Annotated in this window: 16 protein-coding genes and 1 pseudogene; 4 read left to right on the top strand and 13 right to left on the bottom strand. The window is 72.8% G+C overall.

Annotated features, from left to right (window positions below; genetic code table 11):
- Nucleotides 1-26 precede the first annotated feature (26 nt).
- On the bottom strand, nt 27-284 hold the full coding sequence (locus OG715_RS00905) for a helix-turn-helix domain-containing protein (RefSeq protein ID WP_327063557.1): 258 nt from the start codon (nt 282-284) through the stop codon (nt 27-29).
- On the bottom strand, nt 284-775 hold the full coding sequence (locus OG715_RS00910) for a DUF2975 domain-containing protein (RefSeq protein ID WP_327063558.1): 492 nt from the start codon (nt 773-775) through the stop codon (nt 284-286). Before OG715_RS00910 ends, OG715_RS00905 begins: the two co-directional genes overlap by 1 nt.
- Nucleotides 776-1,050: 275 nt before the next feature.
- On the opposite strand from OG715_RS00910, the gene OG715_RS00915 reads away from it, so the two are divergent.
- On the top strand, nt 1,051-1,530 hold the full coding sequence (locus OG715_RS00915) for a hypothetical protein (RefSeq protein WP_327063559.1): 480 nt from the start codon (nt 1,051-1,053) through the stop codon (nt 1,528-1,530).
- Between the two features lie 233 nt (nt 1,531-1,763).
- Here the strand turns inward: OG715_RS00915 and OG715_RS00920 are convergent, their stop codons facing one another.
- A complete protein-coding gene (locus tag OG715_RS00920) occupies nt 1,764-2,111 on the bottom strand; it encodes a DoxX family protein (RefSeq protein ID WP_327063560.1) in 348 nt (115 codons plus the stop codon).
- Nucleotides 2,112-2,520: 409 nt separating this feature from the next.
- On the opposite strand from OG715_RS00920, the gene OG715_RS00925 reads away from it, so the two are divergent.
- On the top strand, nt 2,521-3,288 hold the full coding sequence (locus tag OG715_RS00925; RefSeq protein WP_327063561.1) for an SDR family NAD(P)-dependent oxidoreductase: 768 nt from the start codon (nt 2,521-2,523) through the stop codon (nt 3,286-3,288).
- 67 nt (nt 3,289-3,355) lie between these two features.
- Nucleotides 3,356-4,063: a FadR/GntR family transcriptional regulator gene (locus OG715_RS00930; RefSeq protein WP_327063563.1), complete on the top strand. Its 708-nt coding sequence runs from the start codon at nt 3,356-3,358 to the stop codon at nt 4,061-4,063.
- 136 nt (nt 4,064-4,199) lie between these two features.
- Here the strand turns inward: OG715_RS00930 and OG715_RS00935 are convergent, their stop codons facing one another.
- On the bottom strand, nt 4,200-5,270 hold the full coding sequence (locus tag OG715_RS00935) for an RICIN domain-containing protein (protein ID WP_327063565.1): 1,071 nt from the start codon (nt 5,268-5,270) through the stop codon (nt 4,200-4,202).
- A 582-nt stretch (nt 5,271-5,852) separates the two neighbouring features.
- On the opposite strand from OG715_RS00935, the gene OG715_RS00940 reads away from it, so the two are divergent.
- A complete protein-coding gene (locus OG715_RS00940) occupies nt 5,853-7,574 on the top strand; it encodes an amidohydrolase (RefSeq protein WP_327063566.1) in 1,722 nt (573 codons plus the stop codon).
- 92 nt (nt 7,575-7,666) lie between these two features.
- Here OG715_RS00940 and OG715_RS00945 read toward each other — a convergent pair whose 3' ends face one another.
- From OG715_RS00945 to OG715_RS00985, 9 genes and pseudogenes are all read right to left on the bottom strand, one after another.
- Nucleotides 7,667-8,044: a nuclear transport factor 2 family protein gene (locus tag OG715_RS00945; protein WP_327063567.1), complete on the bottom strand. Its 378-nt coding sequence runs from the start codon at nt 8,042-8,044 to the stop codon at nt 7,667-7,669.
- A 46-nt stretch (nt 8,045-8,090) separates the two neighbouring features.
- Nucleotides 8,091-8,810 (bottom strand): FadR/GntR family transcriptional regulator, encoded by a 720-nt coding sequence (locus OG715_RS00950; RefSeq protein WP_327063568.1) that lies wholly within the window; start codon nt 8,808-8,810, stop codon nt 8,091-8,093.
- Nucleotides 8,801-9,814 carry an aldo/keto reductase gene (locus tag OG715_RS00955; protein WP_327063569.1) on the bottom strand — a complete coding sequence of 338 codons (1,014 nt, stop codon included), beginning with the start codon at nt 9,812-9,814 and terminating at the stop codon, nt 8,801-8,803. The genes OG715_RS00950 and OG715_RS00955 overlap by 10 nt, the downstream gene beginning before the upstream one ends.
- Before the next feature lie 35 nt (nt 9,815-9,849).
- Nucleotides 9,850-10,941, bottom strand: coding sequence for a sugar kinase (locus OG715_RS00960; protein WP_327063570.1), 1,092 nt, complete (start codon nt 10,939-10,941; stop codon nt 9,850-9,852).
- Entirely contained in the window at nt 10,938-11,699 is a 762-nt protein-coding gene (locus OG715_RS00965; RefSeq protein WP_327063571.1) for an SDR family oxidoreductase, read from the bottom strand. Before OG715_RS00965 ends, OG715_RS00960 begins: the two co-directional genes overlap by 4 nt.
- Nucleotides 11,696-12,760, bottom strand: coding sequence for a zinc-dependent alcohol dehydrogenase (locus tag OG715_RS00970; RefSeq protein ID WP_327063572.1), 1,065 nt, complete (start codon nt 12,758-12,760; stop codon nt 11,696-11,698). Before OG715_RS00970 ends, OG715_RS00965 begins: the two co-directional genes overlap by 4 nt.
- Complete coding sequence (locus OG715_RS00975) at nt 12,757-13,194, bottom strand: RbsD/FucU domain-containing protein (protein ID WP_327063573.1); 438 nt, start codon at nt 13,192-13,194, stop codon at nt 12,757-12,759. Before OG715_RS00975 ends, OG715_RS00970 begins: the two co-directional genes overlap by 4 nt.
- Complete coding sequence (locus OG715_RS00980) at nt 13,185-14,096, bottom strand: amidohydrolase family protein (protein WP_407660930.1); 912 nt, start codon at nt 14,094-14,096, stop codon at nt 13,185-13,187. The genes OG715_RS00975 and OG715_RS00980 overlap by 10 nt, the downstream gene beginning before the upstream one ends.
- Nucleotides 14,089-15,424 (bottom strand): annotated as a pseudogene (locus tag OG715_RS00985) (enolase C-terminal domain-like protein). Before OG715_RS00985 ends, OG715_RS00980 begins: the two are co-directional and overlap by 8 nt.
- Nucleotides 15,425-15,738 lie beyond the last annotated feature (314 nt).

The following is a 15,738-nucleotide window of genomic DNA, read 5'->3' on the forward strand; positions in this document are numbered from 1 at the left end:
CGGCCGACGTGCGCAGCGGGCGGGATTCAGTCGCCCTGGGTCTGTTCGGCCCCGTCGGCCGCTTCGGCGCTATCGGCGCCATCGGCCTCCCAGCGGAGCAGGTCCCCCGGCTGACAGTCGAGGACCTCGCAGAGCGCGGCGAGCGTCGAGAAGCGCACCGCCTTGGCGCGGCCGTTCTTGAGGACCGCCAGGTTGGCGGGGGTGATCCCTATCCGGTCCGCGAGTTCACCCACGGACATCTTCCGCCGGGCCAGCATCACGTCGATGTCGACCGCGATCGGCATCAGATCACCTCGTTCAGCTCGGCCTGCATCCGGGTCGCTTCGACGTCGCGGGCGACGGCCTGGGCGAGCAGCATCCGCAGCACGAGCACGATGAGCGCGACGCCCAGGATCGCCACGCCGATCCCGCCCATGATGAGGGTGACGCCGGGGTCGTCCCGCTGGCCCGGCGCGTTCAGCGCCGTGACCGAGAACCACGCCAGAGCGGCGGCGACGATCGCGCCGATGATGCCGTCCACGTAGCGGAAGGCGGCGTGGGAGAACACGGTCTCGCGTCGCACCATCGCCACCAGTCGCCAGACGCAGACCAGGGCGACCTGCGCAGCCCCGATGCCCAGGACCGTCACCAGGCGCAGCGCGGTCAGCGGGAGCGTCCCGTCCTCCGGGTCGTTCCCGCTCACCAGGGCCCACAGCATCATCGCCTGCACGAACACAGTGCCGGTCAGCACCACCGCGAGCACCACGCGCAGCGCGCGCACTGTCAGCTTGCCCATGATCCATCCATCCGTCCATCGAGTTGCGATGGGAATCTATCGAATATCGATAGGTGGAGCAAAGGGCGGTTCGCAGCCCCGCTCGGCCCCCTCGGCCCCCTCGGCCCCGGCGCCACCTGATCGAAGCCGTACGTCGAGCGCCGGAGCCATGACATCCGTCATCCCTCATCGCTGACGCTCCACCTCTGCCAGCGACGTGGTCCCGCATGCCAAACTGATGATCATCACCGGGGCGGACAGGCCCCGGCAGGGGACGACACACCACGGGGGACACCATGGCGAGCACCGGTACCGACGCGGCCGCATCCGAACCCACCGCCGGCCTCGATGCCGTCGGCGCGGCCGGTGAGCTGCTGCCCTCGGTCGGCGAGATGCGGCTGCCCTCCTGGTTCTTCGGATTCGAGGGCGGCCTGGCCGGTGCCTTCGACCTGCTGCGGGCCTTCCCCTCCGCCTGGCCCGCCCTGATCCTCCTCGTCGCGATCAACATCACCGTCTCGCTGACCCTGCTGCGCAAGCGGCTGAAGCTCGCCAAGCTGCTGTGGCGCGGCAAGGGCACCCGCAAGGTGGCCTTCGCCCTGGTGGGCCTGCGGATCGGCACCCACGTCCTGCTCGGCGCCCTCGGCCTCGCGCTCGTCTCGGCGCTCGGCCATGTCCTGATGGCCGTGGTGATGGCCGCCGTCACCGTCGGCCTGCTCGCGTACGTCCAGCGGACCGCACTCGCCGCCCTGGTCACGGCGGGCAAGGCCACCGCCTGACCGCTTCCCGCCCGCCCCGGCTCCAACGCGGCGGGCGTCGGGTCGGCCGCACGGCTGCGCCGTGGCGGTGCGACGGCCGTCCCGCAGCCGAGGCCGGGGCCGGGCCGGGGCCGGGGAGCGCTTCGCGGCACGGGAGCTGTCAGCGAGTTCGCCACGTACCACGAGGCGGAGTCGCCGCGCCCGTGGAACGGCCGAGGCCGCTCCGGGCCCGGTCGGCCGGAGGCGTTCGCGCGTCAGGCGGCCAGGCCGAGGCCGAGGGTGACCGCGACGGGGGCGAGGTAGAGGAGCGGAAAGGCCACGGTCTTGTACGAGCGGGCCCGCAGGCAGGTGACGACGGCGCCGAGAAAGTAGAGGATCAGGCCGACCGCCGCCGCGACACCGAGCGCCGGGACCACGAGACCCGCCAGCAGACCCGCCGCCCCGGCGAGCTTCGCCAGCGCCAGCGGCCCCCACCACGAGCGCGGCACCCCGTACTCGACCAGCGGCTGGGTGACGAACTCCGCCCGGCGGGCCAGCGAGACGCCGGAGAAGCCGACCCACAGGGCGCTGACGACGGCGAGGACGATGTGGGCGACGGACATGGCGGGGACCCCGGTTTCGTGTGGGAGGAGCAGCGGTGGCACCGCCGCGCTTGCTCGAACACTCCGCTGACCCGCCGGCCGCACCGGATGTGACAGCAGCGCCGAAGTTTTTTCTCCGGGGCCGCAACTGCGTGTCGGACGGACCGCCGATCCGCAGGGGCGCCGGGCGCCCGGCCACCGGTGCGCTGTCGTCACGGCGGCCGGGCTCTGAACGCGGTGGGCGGGTCCGGACGGCGAAGAGGGGGGATGTCCGCCGGCCGGACCTCTCACTCGCCCACCGCACGCTCTTCTCACCCCGATCCGCCACCGCAAACCACCGTGTCCGGCTTCTCTGACACCGATCCGGTGGCGGTGAGATTCCCGCGTTCAAGATATTTGCATAATTAATGTCCACGGATACGGTGGCGGCATGACAGAGCAGACGTGCCACCGCTTCCGCGACCGGGTCGCGGTGATCACCGGTGCCGCCGCCGGTATCGGCGCCGCGACCTCGCGACGTCTGGCGGCGGAGGGCGCGGCGGTGGTGATCGTCGACATCGCCGACGTCGCGGGGCGGGCGACGGCCGAGGCGATCACGGCGCAGGGCGGGCGGGCCGAGTACCGGCACGGCGACGTGTCGTCCGCGGCGATGTGGGAGGAGCTCGCGGCCCATGTGCGGAGCAGCTACGGGCGGTTGGACGTGCTGCACAGCAACGCGTACGCGGTCGTCGTCAAACCGGCGCACGAGCTGACCGAGCCGGAGTGGGACGGCCAGCTGGCGGTCACCCTGAAGGCCGCGTGGCTGGGGGTGCGTGCCTTCGCCGGGTTGCTGCGCGACAGCGGCGGCTCGGTGGTGCTGACCTCGTCCGTCCACGCGCTGGTGGGCCTGCCCGGGCATCCCGCGTACGCCGCCGCCAAGGGCGCGCTGTGCTCGCTGGGGCGCCAGCTGGCCGTGGAGTACGGGCCCGAGGTGCGGGTCAACACCGTCGTTCCCGGTCCGATCCTGACGGCGGCCTGGGAGCGGGTGGACGGGGCGGGGCGGGCCGACAGCGTGGCCGGGACGGTCGCCAAACGGTTCGGCACCCCCGAGGAGGTGGCGGCCACCGTCGCCTTCCTCGCCTCGCCCGACGCCTCCTACGTCACCGGAACCACCCTCGTCGTGGACGGGGGCTGGTCGATCGTCAAGGAATCCGCATGACACCCGGCTCCGACGTGCCCCGAGTGCCGTCCGCGACGCCCGAACAACCCGCACCGGAAGGCCCCGCATGAACCAGCCGCCCACCCGCAATCTGCACCGGCAGATCATCGACATCATCGGGCAGCGGATCGTCAGCGGCGCCTACGCTCCTCACTCGCTCCTGTCCCCGGACCGGCTGGAGCAGGAGATCGGGGTCAGCAAGACCGTGCTGCGCGAGGCGCTGCGGGTGCTGGCCGCCAAGGGCCTCATCGGTTCGCGGCAGAAGCGGGGAACCTTCGTACGGCCCCGCGCCGACTGGAACCTGCTGGACGCCGATCTGCTGCGCTGGCAGGGCGCGGACGCCCCGGACCGGGGATTCCTGGCCGACCTGGGCGAGGTCCGCTCGATCATGGAGCCGGCCGCCGCCCGCCTCGCCGCCGAGCGCCGTGACGAGGCCGACCTGGCCGACCTCGACCACGCCCTGGAACGCATGGCCGAGGCCGGCCACAACGCCGGTGCCGTGGTCGAGGCGGACCTGGCGTTCCACCGCGCCCTGCTCGCCGCCGCCCACAACGAACTGCTCACCCGCATGGAGGTGGTGATCGAGGCCGGACTGCGGGTGCGCGACCGCCTCGTCCACGGCACGGAGCACTGGTCCGACCCCGTGCCCGCGCACCGCGCCGTCCTCGACGCCGTCCGCGACGGCGACCCGCACGCGGCCGAGCAGGCCGTCCGGCAGCTGCTCGCGCAGGCCACCGCCGACCTCGACCTGATCGGTCCGGGAGGGACACCATGAGGATCACGGCCCCGGAGACGTCCCTCGTCCCCCTCGCTGGCTGTTCCTGCGCACCGCCACCGAACGCGGTGGGCGGATCCGGACGGCGAAGCGGGGATGTCCGCCGTCCGACCTCGTTCCCGCCCACCGCGCTCTGCTACGACCGGCAGACCGGGGGCTTCGGGTCCGTGTTCAGGGCGTAGACCGTGGACTGGCCGCTGCGGTCGTGGACGATGGGCACCGAGACGGTGTCGTACGCCGTCCACGGGAGCTCGGCGGCGGAGAAGGTCCAGACCCCGGTCGCCTTCCGGGCGATCTTGTTGAGCGTGACCCAGCCGTACTGCCCCGGCGGAACGCTGTAGGTGACCTGGTCGTTCACGCTCTCGGAGCCGGACCAGACGGTCTTGAAGGAGACCGTGAGCTCGACGGTGACCTTGGAGATCAGCGACGCGGCCGATCCGCTCTCGAACGCGCTCTCGAAACTGGAGCCCAGTTCATTGGACCACCCACTGGTCTTGAGCACGGAGTAGGTGTGGGTCGACGGCGTGGAGGTGTTGTTGTACCAGGGCACCGACACGCATTCGGCGGGGACCGGCGCGGCGGGCGCCTCCGACTTCATGTCCCAGGAGCACGAAGTCGGCGCCGCCTCGCACTTCTTGGCCGCGTACGCGAGGGCGAGGTCCCTCGGTGAGGGCGCCGTGTTCCAGCCGAAGGCCCACCGCTGGGACGCGACCGCCTTGCACGCCGTCGCACCGATCGGGTAGCCGGCCCGGAGGTCGCCCTCCCAGGGCGCCAGGCACCTTCCGGAGGTCACGGCCCGGATCATGAAGCCCCCGCCGTTCGGGTGGAAGTACCACTTCTGCTCCGGCTTCACCTGGCAGTCCGCGGCATACACGAAGTTCCAGGCCTCGTCCGAACTCCCGCGCACTTCGAGGCACTTGCCGAAAGCCCTGTTGACGATCCCGAACGTGCCGTCGGTCCGGTCGAGCCGCAGCTGCCAGGTGGTGCCTTCCCCCTTGTTCTGCATGGTCAACTGCTGGGTGAAGTAGGCGTAGGGGTTCAGGGCGACGGTCTGTCCCCCCGCGAAGCCGATCGAGAAGCAGGTGGACCCCGCCGCGCCGGCCGGGCACGGCGGCCCCTTGAGGTCCAGGGCGCGGGCGTCGGTGCTCGCCAGCGGACCGACGGCGAGGCCGAGGGCGAGGAGGCTGGTCGCCAGGCAGGCGACCACCGTCCTCAGGAGATCGAATCGAGCACGCGGGAGTCTCGGGTTCGTGGAGCTTCTTTCCACTTGCGATGTCGCTGACTCTCAGCCGGACGCCCGGGGTGAGCGGGCCGGAGATGCGGCGGGTCCACGGGCGGCGCTGCCCAGCGCCCGTGCGGAGGACCGCCTGCACGCTCCGGGTGGCGGCCGGACCGGTCACCGTCGACCGGCGCGGGCGGCACGGATCCCGACGGGAACGCCGCGCCGCGATCCACCCCGCCGCCGCGATCACGACGGGAACAGGAGCAGTCGCAGGCGTTGACGTACCGTCACTTCCCCAAAGCTGTGGGCAGATCGTAGGCGATGTCGGATGGTTACCTTCAAGGCCGCCTACTTCCTTCGGGAAAGCAGGCGGGTGCGGGCCGGCCGCCGCAGCATCCGTCATCGACCGGATCCGGACGCTCCCGCCTCCTCCGGCGAGGAGCCGGGAGCTCCCCCCGCCGCGTTGCCCCGTTCCGGTGAAGTCCGGCCGTTCGCAGCCGAGTTCGCCCAGTTTGCTTCTAGGCTCTGGGCCGGTTTCACCATCCTTCTACCGAACGGGAGACCAGCATGGCCGAACAGGCCGACATCATCCTCCACGGCGGCGACATCGTCACGCTCGCGGAGCACGGCGACGACGGACGGGGCGAGGCGGTGGCCGTGAAGGACGGGACCGTCGTCTTCGTCGGCCCCGAGCAGGAGGCGTTGGAGCACTGGCGCGGCCCGGACACCGTCGTGCGGGACCTCGGGGGCCGCGCCCTGCTGCCCGGGTTCATCGACGCGCACGGCCATCTCGGAGGCATCGGCCTGCAGACCGTCATCGCCAACCTGCTCGCCGACCCGGACGGCGACGTCACCGACCTCGCCTCGCTGAAGGACAAGCTGCGCTCCTGGGCCGCGGGCCCGGTGGGCGCGGACTCCGAGTGGATCATCGGCTTCGGGTACGACGACGCGATGCTCGCCGAGGGCCGCCACCCCACCCGCGACGACCTCGACGAGGTGTCCACGGACCGCCCGGTGCTCGCCATCCACCAGTCCTTCCACCTCGGCGCGGTGAACCGCCTCGGCCTGAAGCGGCTCGGCTACTCTGCCGCCACGCCCGACCCCGAGGGCGGGGTGATCCGGCGGCGCGAACTCGCCGTCCCGCCCTCGTTCGGCGAGCCCGACGGCGTACTGGAGGAGAAGGCGTTCACCCCGGCCTCGGACCTGGCGCTCGCGGGGCTGCCGGAGCGGGAGCTGCTGATGCTGTTCGCGACGGGTGCGGTCACGGCGGCGAGCTTCGGCTTCACCACCGTCCAGGAGGGCGGCACCACCCTCGCCAACCTCAAGGCGCTGCGGGACACCGCCGCCGCCGTGCCGCTCCCGGTCGACGTGGTCGCGTACGTGAAGGCCGACGAGGCGATGTCGTCCGCGCTGGACGACCCGATCGGGGTGAGCGACGAGTACGTGAACGGCGTCCGCGCGGCCGGCGTGAAGCTGGTCCTGGACGGCTCGCCGCAGGGACGCACCGCGTGGCTCAGCGAGCCGTACCTGACGCCGCCGCCCGGACAGCCCCAGGGTTACTGCGGGTACCCGGCGGTACCGGACGACGCGGTGGTGGCCAAGCAGATCGGTACGGCGGTCGAGCGGGGCTGGCAGGTCCTGGCGCACGTCAACGGTGACGCGGCGATCGACCAGTTCATCAAAGCGGTCGCGGCCGCCGGGCCGGGCCGCCGGCCGACCGTGGCGATCCACGCGCAGACCGCCCGCGAGGACCAGGTCGACGCGTTCGCCCGGCTGGGGATCCTGCCGTCCTTCTTCTCGATGCACACCTACTACTGGGGCGACTGGTACCGCGAGACCGTCCTCGGCGAGAAGCGGGCGCAGGACATCTCCCCCGCCCGCTGGGCACTCGACCGGGGCCTGCGCTACACCTCGCACCACGACGCCCCGGTGGCGCTGCCGAACTCCATTGCCGTGCTGTCCAGCCAGGTGACCCGCCGCACCCGCGGCGGCCACCTCCTCGGCCCCGACCAGCGGGTCTCCGCGCTGGAGGCGGTTCGCGCGATCACCGTCAACGCCGCCCACCAGTACGGGGAGCAGGACCGCAAGGGCAGTATCGAGGTCGGCAAGCTCGCGGACCTGGTCGTCCTCAGCGAGAACCCGCTGACGGTCGACCCCGAGCGGATCCGCGACATCGAGGTGATCGAGACCATCAAGGCCGGCACCACCGTCCACCCGCCCGCACCCACCGACCGGGGCGGCGGGACCCCGTCGACCGGACCCGCCCCGCACTGGGGCTGCTCCTGCTGATCCGGCGCGCGCCCGCACCACCACGCCCGGCGGCCTCGGCTGCCGGGCGTCGCCGATCAGTCAGGAGGTCAGCGGCTCAGGCGGCCAGCGGCTCAGGCGGCCAGTGGCCCGATCTCCCCCGCGAAGACGATGACCTGGTCGATGAGGTTCCGCCGCAGGTGGACGACGTCCGTTCCCGCCAGGCCGGGGCCTCCGTCCGGCGTTGTGAAGACCCACCGGTACCGGGCCCACTCGTCCGGCATGTCCACCGCCGAACAACGCGCCATCGTGCCGGTCCCCGCGGGGTGGCGCCGGAGGTCCAGCACGAAGCGCTCGACCGCCTCGATCCCCTCACTGCGGCCCAGCGGTCCCCAGAAGACCACGTCCGAGGTCAGGGCCCGGGAGAGCAGCGCGGTCACATAGCTGTCGTCCGAGGCGTTGAACGCGGAGATGAACGTGTCGATGGCGGACTGCGCGGTCTCTTCCTGCATGCACCAGTAATACCAGCACGGTGGACCGTCCGGCCCGGTCGCAGCGCTATTCGACGGCGGCCGCGCCGGGAAGGGACTCCCCCGTGCTCAGGTGCTCCCGGAGCCACTGTTCGGTGCTGCTGACGTGGAGCAGCGCGGCCGCCTGGCCGAGGGAGGCGTCGCGGGCGGACAGGGCGTTGAAGATCGCCTCGTGCTCGGCGAGGGTCCGGCCCGCGGCGTGGGCGTCGGTGAGGCCGCGCCAGACGCGGGCGCGCAGGGTGCGGCCGGAGATGCCTTCCAGCAGGGTGAGGAGGGTCTCGTTGCCCGTCGCCGAGACGACGGCGCGGTGGAAGGCGGCGTCGTGGACGTTGAGCTGTTCGACGTCGTCGCGGGCCTCGCGCATGGCGTCCAGGTGCTCCTTCACCTCGGCCAGTTGCCCGTCCGAGATCCGGGTGGCCGCCAGCGCCGTGGCGGCCGGTTCGAGCAGGCGCCGTACCTCGATCAGGTCCCGCAGGGCCGCCGCGTCGCTCTGGAGGAGTTCGACCGCGCCGCCGAGGCCCTCCAGGAGCACGCTCGGCTGGAGGCTGGTCACGTAGGTGCCGTCGCCCCGCCGGACCTCCAGCACCCGTGCGACGGCGAGGGCCTTGACGGCCTCCCGGGCGAGGTTTCGGGAGAGGCCCAGTTGGGCGGCGAGCACGGGTTCCGGGGGGAGCTTCGAGCCGGGAGGCAGGGCGCCGGTCCTGATCAGCTCACGGATCTGTTCTATGGCCTTGTCCGTCAGCAGCACTGCGCACCTCTCCCCCGACCGTGCTCCAGGGGCACGTCCGACCTGATGAGTCCCCGGGCGCGGAGGTCGCTCCAGAGTCCTTCGGGCGTGTTCCTGCCGTGGAGTTCCACGTTCCGTACGACCTGTTCCGGGTTCCGCATACCGAGGGTGACGTTGATGATACTGGAGTGGGTCAGGGGGAAGGCGATCGCCGCCGCGGGCAGCGTGGTGCCGTGCGCCTCGCAGACCTCCGCGATCGCGCGGGCCCGGGCGACGAGGTCCGGCGGGGCGTCCCGGTAGTCGTACTTCATGCCCTCGGCGGGCCGGTCCCGGGAGAGCAGCCCCGAGTTGAACACCCCCACCGCCACGACGCTCCGGCCGAGTTCCCGGGCGGCGGGCAGCACGTCGTCCAGCGCGGACTGGTCGAGCAGGCTGTAGCGTCCGGCGAGCATCACGACGTCGGCGGCGGTCTCGCGCAGGAAGCGGGCGAGCATGGCCGACTGGTTCATGCCCGCGCCGATCGCGCCGACCACGCCCTGGTCGCGCAGCTCCGCGAGCGCGGGCATGGCTTCTTCTGCCGCCTGCCGCCAGTGCTCGTCCGGGTCGTGCAGGTACACGACGTCCAGCCGGTCCAGTCCGGTGCGCTCCAGGGTGTCCTCGACGGAGCGGAGCACTCCGTCGCGACTGAAGTCCCACACCCGGCGCAGGTCGTCCGGCACGACGAAGCCCTCGGGGTCGCTGCCCCGGGGCGCCTCGTTGGGGACGAGCAGCCGGCCCACCTTGGAGGAGACGACGTACTCGTCCCGGGGCCGGTCCCGCAGGGCGGCGCCGAGGCGGCGCTCGGAGAGGCCGAGGCCGTAGTGCGGCGCGGTGTCGAAGTACCGGACGCCGGCGTCCCAGGCGGTGTCGACGGCGGCCTTCGCGACCTCGGCAGGGGTGGCGCGGTAGAGGTTGCCGATGACGGAGGCTCCGAAACCCAGCCCGGTGAGGGTGACGGAGGTGTTCTCGATGGTCCGCTGCTGCACGTCGTGCTCCTGGAGTGGGGGTGAGGGGGTGCCGGTCACCGGCTGACGTGGGCCGATCCGCCCGCGACGAGTGCCTCGACCTCGGCGAGGGTGGCCATGGAGACGTCTCCGGGCGTGGTCATGGTGAGGGCCCCGTGGGCGGTGCCGTAGGCCAGGGCGCGTTCCAGGCCGGTGCCGCCGAGCAGTCCGTGGATCAGGCCGGCGGCGAAGCCGTCGCCGGAGCCGATCCGGTCGAGGACGTGCAGTCCGGGCATGCGGCGCCCGGCGACGAAGCCGGTCTCCGCCGACCAGGCGGCCGAGGACCAGTCGTTCACCCCGGCCGAGGGCACCTCGCGCAGGGTCGTCGCCAGCACTCCCGCCCCGGGCAGCCGGGCGGCGACCTCCGCGAGGGCTCCGGCGACCTCGTCGGCCGCGACGCGGGTCTGCCCGGGGTGCGTACCGGCCAGGCCCAGGGCGCCGACCACGACGTCGGCGTGGCGGGCGAGCCTCAGGTCCACTTCGCGGGCCCGGGCGGCGCCGCCCCGGCCGGCCCAGAGACTCGCGCGGTAGTTGGGGTCGTAGGAGACCGTGACGCCGTGTCGGCGGGCCGCGGCCATGGCCTCTTCGGCGACGTCGACGGTGGTGTCCGACAGGCCGGCGAAGATGCCGCCGGTGTGGAACCAGCGCACCCCCGCCGGGAAGACGGCGTCCCAGTCCACGTCGCCCTTCCGCAGCTGCGAGACGGCCGTGTGGGCGCGGTCGCCGACGCCGAGCGCGCCGCGGAGGCCGTACCCGCGCTCGACGAAGTTCAGGCCGTTGCGTGCAGTGCGGCCCACGCCGTCGTCGGGTGTCCACCGGATCATCGAGGTGTCGACGCCGCCCTGGAGGATGAGGTCCTCGACGAGGCGGCCCACCGGGTTGTCCACGAGCGCGGTGACGACGGCCGTGCGGAGGCCGAAGCAGCGGCGCAGGCCGCGAACGACGTTGTACTCGCCGCCGCCCTCCCAGACCTGGAACGAGCGGGCGGTGCGGATCCGGCCCTCACCCGGGTCGAGGCGCAGCATCACCTCGCCCAGAGCGACGACCTCCGGGCCGTTTCCCGTTCTCCTCGTCGCGGCCGGTGCGGATTCCGGTCCGGTGCCGCTCATCGGCCGAGCCAGCCGCCGTCGACGGGCAGAACGGTGCCGTGGACGTAGGCGGCGGCGTCCGAGGCCAGGAACACGACGGCGCCGGCGAGGTCGTCGGCGCTCCCCCAGCGGCCGGCGGGGATGCGCTCCAGGATGGCCCTGCTGCGCGCCGGGTCGTCCTGGAGTGCCCGGGTGTTGTCGGTGGCGATGTAGCCGGGCGCGACGGCGTTGACGTTGACGCCGCGCGAGGCCCACTCGTTGGCCAGCGCCTTGGTCAGGCCGGCGATGCCGTGCTTGGCGGCGGTGTAGCCGGGGACGGTGATGCCGCCCTGGAAGCTGAGCAGCGAGGCCGTGAAGACGATGCTCCCCCGGCCGCGTGCCACCATCCTCGCACCCACGGCCCGGGTCAGCGCGAACTGCGCGCTCAGGTTGACCTGGAGCACGAGGTCCCAGTCGGCGTCGGTGTGCTCGGCGGCGGGGGCGCGGCGAATCGTGCCCGCGTTGTTGACCAGGATGTCCACAGGCCGTTCGCGGCCGGCGAGGTCCGCGCCCAGGGCGCGGACGGCCTCGGGATCGGCGAAGTCGGCGCGGATCGCCTCGAAGGTGCGGCCGGCGGCGGTCACGTCCTGTTCCACCGCGCTGCCGGACTTCTCCAGCGAGGCACTGACGCCGATGACGTCCGCCCCGGCTTCGGCTAGCGCGCGGGCCACGGCCCGGCCGATGCCGCGACGGGCTCCCGTGACGACGGCGAGCCTGCCGGTGAGGTCGAAGGGTGTCATGCGGTGGCTTCCTCGGTGTTGTCGGTGCCGTCGACGGTGCTGTTCACGGTGCAGTCCACCAGGATCTTCATCACGTCGCCGCCCTCCAGGGCCTCGAACGCGGCGGGTGCCTCGGTCAGCGGCACGACCTTGCTGATCAGCCGCTCGGCCGGGACCGTGCCGTCCGCGACGAGGGCGACCGCCTGCTCGAAGTCGGAGCGGTCGTACAACCGGGCTCCCACCAGGGTGAGTTCGCGCCAGAAGAAGCGGTGCAGGTTCACCTCGCGGGGTCGGGGGTGGATGGCCACCAGGCACAGCCGTCCGCGCGCGCCCAGCACGTCGACCGCCGTGTCGACGCCGGCCGCCGCGCCGGACACCTCGAAGGCGACGTCCGCCCCCGCGTCCCCCGTCCACTGCCGGACGAGTTCCGGCACGTCGTCGTCGGCGGGGTTCCAGGCGGTCAGGCCCAACTCCTCGACGAGCAGGCGGCGGTGGCTGCTCGGTTCGACGACCCGGACCTCGGCGCCCGCGGCCCGCGCGACCAGGGCGATGAGCACGCCGACCGGTCCGCCGCCGACCACGACGGTCCTCTCGCCCGCACGGACACCGGCCCGTGCGACGTCGTGCACGGCCACCGCGGTCGGTTCGACGAGCGCGGCGCGGTCCAGGGGCAGGGAGTCCGGGAGCCGCACCAGGGCGGCGGCGGGCACGGTCCAGCGCTGCTGCAACGCGCCCGGGGAGTCGATGCCGAGGAAGTCGAGCTGCCGGCAGATGTGCTGGTTCCCCGCGCGGCAGGCCGGGCAGGTGCCGTCCCAGCGCAGCGGCATCACGGTGACCGCGTCGCCGGGCCGCCAGCCCTGCACGTCCGGGCCGACGCGGACGACCAGGCCGGACATCTCGTGTCCGAGGACGGCGGGCGCGGCCACCCGGGCGTCCATGTCGCCGTGGAAGATGTGCAGGTCGGTGCCGCAGATGCCGACGTAGGCGGGGGCGAGCAACACCTCGCCGGGGCCGGGTTCGGGGGTCTCGGCGGGGGCCGTGTCGAGGGTGCGTGCGGCCAGGTAGCGGACTGCGCGTGTCATCGCGGTTCCAGGATCCCTTCGGTGCGAACGCCGATGGTGAGCAGCAGGTTGGCGTAGGTGCGGGTGTCGGCGGTGACGACGGCGAGGGCCAGGTCCCGCGAGCGGGCGGCCTCGTAGAAGGCGGCGCGGTCGAGTGCCGTGACCGGTCGGGGCGCCAGCGCGGAGCGGTACCCGGCGACGGCCGACGGCTCCGGTTCGCCCTCGGGCGGCACCATCACGTGGGCCGACTCGACGGGCAGCGCGCGCAGCAGGACGTCCAGCACGGTGGTGACGTCGAGCAGGCCCGGGGCCAGGTTGAGGTGGACGGTCCGGGCGCGCTCGCCGGTGGCGGTGCTGGCGGGGTAGTGGCCGTCGGCGAGCAGGACCCGGGCGCCGTGGCCGGCGCCGGTGAGGGATGCGAGGATCCCGGGGTGCAGCAGTTCGGTCAGGAGCACGGGCGCGAGCCTTCCGTCGGGTCGGACAGCCGGTAGAAGGAGGCCGCCGTGCCGGAGAGCACGGCCTGCCGCTCGTACTCGGAGCAGTCGTCGAGCAGTTCCTCGACGGTGGCGGCCCAGTGGTTCCAGCCGCCGGCGAGGACGCAGACCGGCCAGTCGGAGCCGAACATCAGCCGGTCGGGTCCGAAGGCGTCCAGCAGGACGTCCCGGACCGGCCGGATGTCGTCGATCGTCCAGGTCCGGTGGTCGGCCTCCGTGATCAGCCCGGAGAGCTTGCACCGCACGTGGGGGGAGGCGGCGAGCACGCGCACCTTCCGCTCCCAGTCCGACAGCGCGCGGCCGACAGGCGGCTTTCCGGCGTGGTCCAGGACCAGGGGCAGGTCGGGGATGCGCTGGGCGAGCCGGACCGCCTGGGGGAACTGCTCGCTGCGGATGAGCAGGTCGTAGCCGAGACCCCGGTCCCGAACGGCCCGCAACCCCCGCTCCACGGTGGGCCGTTGCAGCCAGCCGGGGTCGGTCTCGGCCTGCACGACGTGCCTCAGGGCGCGCAGGTGGCCGCCTCCGGGTCCGGCGCGCAGGGCGTCGAGCACGTCGCCGATCGCGGGCGAGGCGAGGTCCGCCCAGCCGACGACGGCGCCGACCAGCACGTCCTGTTCGGCGAGGGCGAGGAGTTCCCAAGTCTCGGGGAGGGAGGTCACGCACTGGACGAGCACGGTGCTGGCCAGCCGCCGGCCGGCGATCGTCCGGGTCGCGGTCCGTCGCAGGTCGTCGACCGTGTGCGTTCGGCGGATCGGCTCGTGGCCGGGCTCGTCCAGCCAGGGCTGCGGCCGGCGGTCCAGGTCCCACACGTGGTGGTGGGCGTCGACCAGGGACGGCGGCCCGGACACGGGCAGCTCAGACACGGGCCGACCAGACCGGACCGTCGGGGTAGGTGTACTCCTTGAGGGACTCGGTGTGCATCTGCGCGCTGAGCCCGGGGAGCGTGGGGGCGAGGTAGTGGCCGCCGATGACGCGGACCGGGTCGACGAAGTGCTCGTGCAGGTGGTCGACGTACTCGATGACCCGGTCCTCGACCGTGCCGGAGACCGCGACGTAGTCGAACATCGACAGGTGCTGCACCATCTCGCACAGGCCGACGCCGCCGGCGTGCGGGCAGACCGGGACGCCGAACTTGGCGGCGAGCAGCAGGATCGCGATGTTCTCGTTGACGCCGCCGACCCGCGCCGAGTCGATCTGCACGATGTCCACCGCGCCGATCTGGAGCAGCTGCTTGAAGACGACCCGGTTGGCGATGTGCTCGCCGGTGGCGACCTTGACGGGACCGACGGCGGCGCGGACGGCGGCGTGGCCGAGGATGTCGTCGGGCGAGGTGGGCTCCTCGATCCAGTACGGCCGGCAGGGGGCCAGGGCGCCCATCCAGTCGATCGCGTCCTGGACGTCCCAGCGCTGGTTGGCGTCCACCGCGATGCGGATGTCCTCGCCGACCGTCTCCCGGGCGGTGCGCAGGCGCCGTACGTCGTCCTCCAAGGAGGCGCCGACCTTGAGCTTGATCTGGGTGAAGCCGTCGGCGACGGCCTCGCGGGCGAGGCGGGCCAGCTTCTCGTCGGAGTAGCCGAGCCAGCCCGGCGTGGTGGTGTAGGCGGGGTAGCCCCGGTCGAGCAGCCGGGCGGTGCGCTGTGCGCGGCCGGGCTCGGCGCGGCGCAGGATCTCCAGGGCCTCCTCGGGGGTGAGCGCGTCGCTGAGCCAGCGGAAGTCGATCTGCGCGACCAGTTCCTCCGGCGACATCTCGCCCAGGAACCGCCAGACGGGCTTGTCGACGCGCTTGGCCGCGAGGTCCCAGGCGGCGTTCACGACCGCGCCGACGGCCATGTGGATGGCGCCCTTCTCCGGGCCCAGCCAGCGCAGCTGGGGGTCGTGGACGAGGGAGCGGGAGAAGCCTCCGAGGTCGGCGCAGACCTCGTCGACGGACCGGCCGACCACGTGGGGGGGCGAGGGCCGCGACGGCAGCGGCCTGCACGTCGTTGCCGCGCCCGGTGGTGAAGGCCAGGGCGTGGCCCTCCAGTCCGTCGGGGGCGTCGGTGCGCAGGACGACGTAGGCGGCCGAGTAGTCCGGCTCGGGGTTCATCGCATCCGAGCCGTCGAGGTGCTCGGAGGTCGGGAACCGCACGTCCAGGACGTCGAGGGCGGTGATGCGGGCGGGTTCCGGGGAGGCGGGCAGGGCCGATGACATGGCGACAACTCCTGTGCGGGCAGGGGGAAAAGTCTCGCTGGGACGAGGGGGGGATGGGAGCGGGGCGGCCCGGGTCGCTCCTGGGCCTCGCCGCTCGTGATGCGCGGGACGATCAGGCCGTTCAGCGTCCCGAGCGAATGCGGTGACGCGCTCCGCTGGTTCAAGACATGGGATGTTTATAGGTCTCATTCGAAAGAGCTGTCAATGCCCAGGCGGAACCATGCTGCAAAACAAGCACTTTGCCATGATGCCGACTCAGGCAGGCCGAGTGGGCCCCTAGGATTGATCCCATCAATGATCGGGCACCGATGCCG

Origin of the sequence: Kitasatospora purpeofusca, from assembly GCF_036010405.1 — a bacterium.
Taxonomy (GTDB): Bacteria; Actinomycetota; Actinomycetes; order Streptomycetales; family Streptomycetaceae; genus Kitasatospora; species Kitasatospora purpeofusca.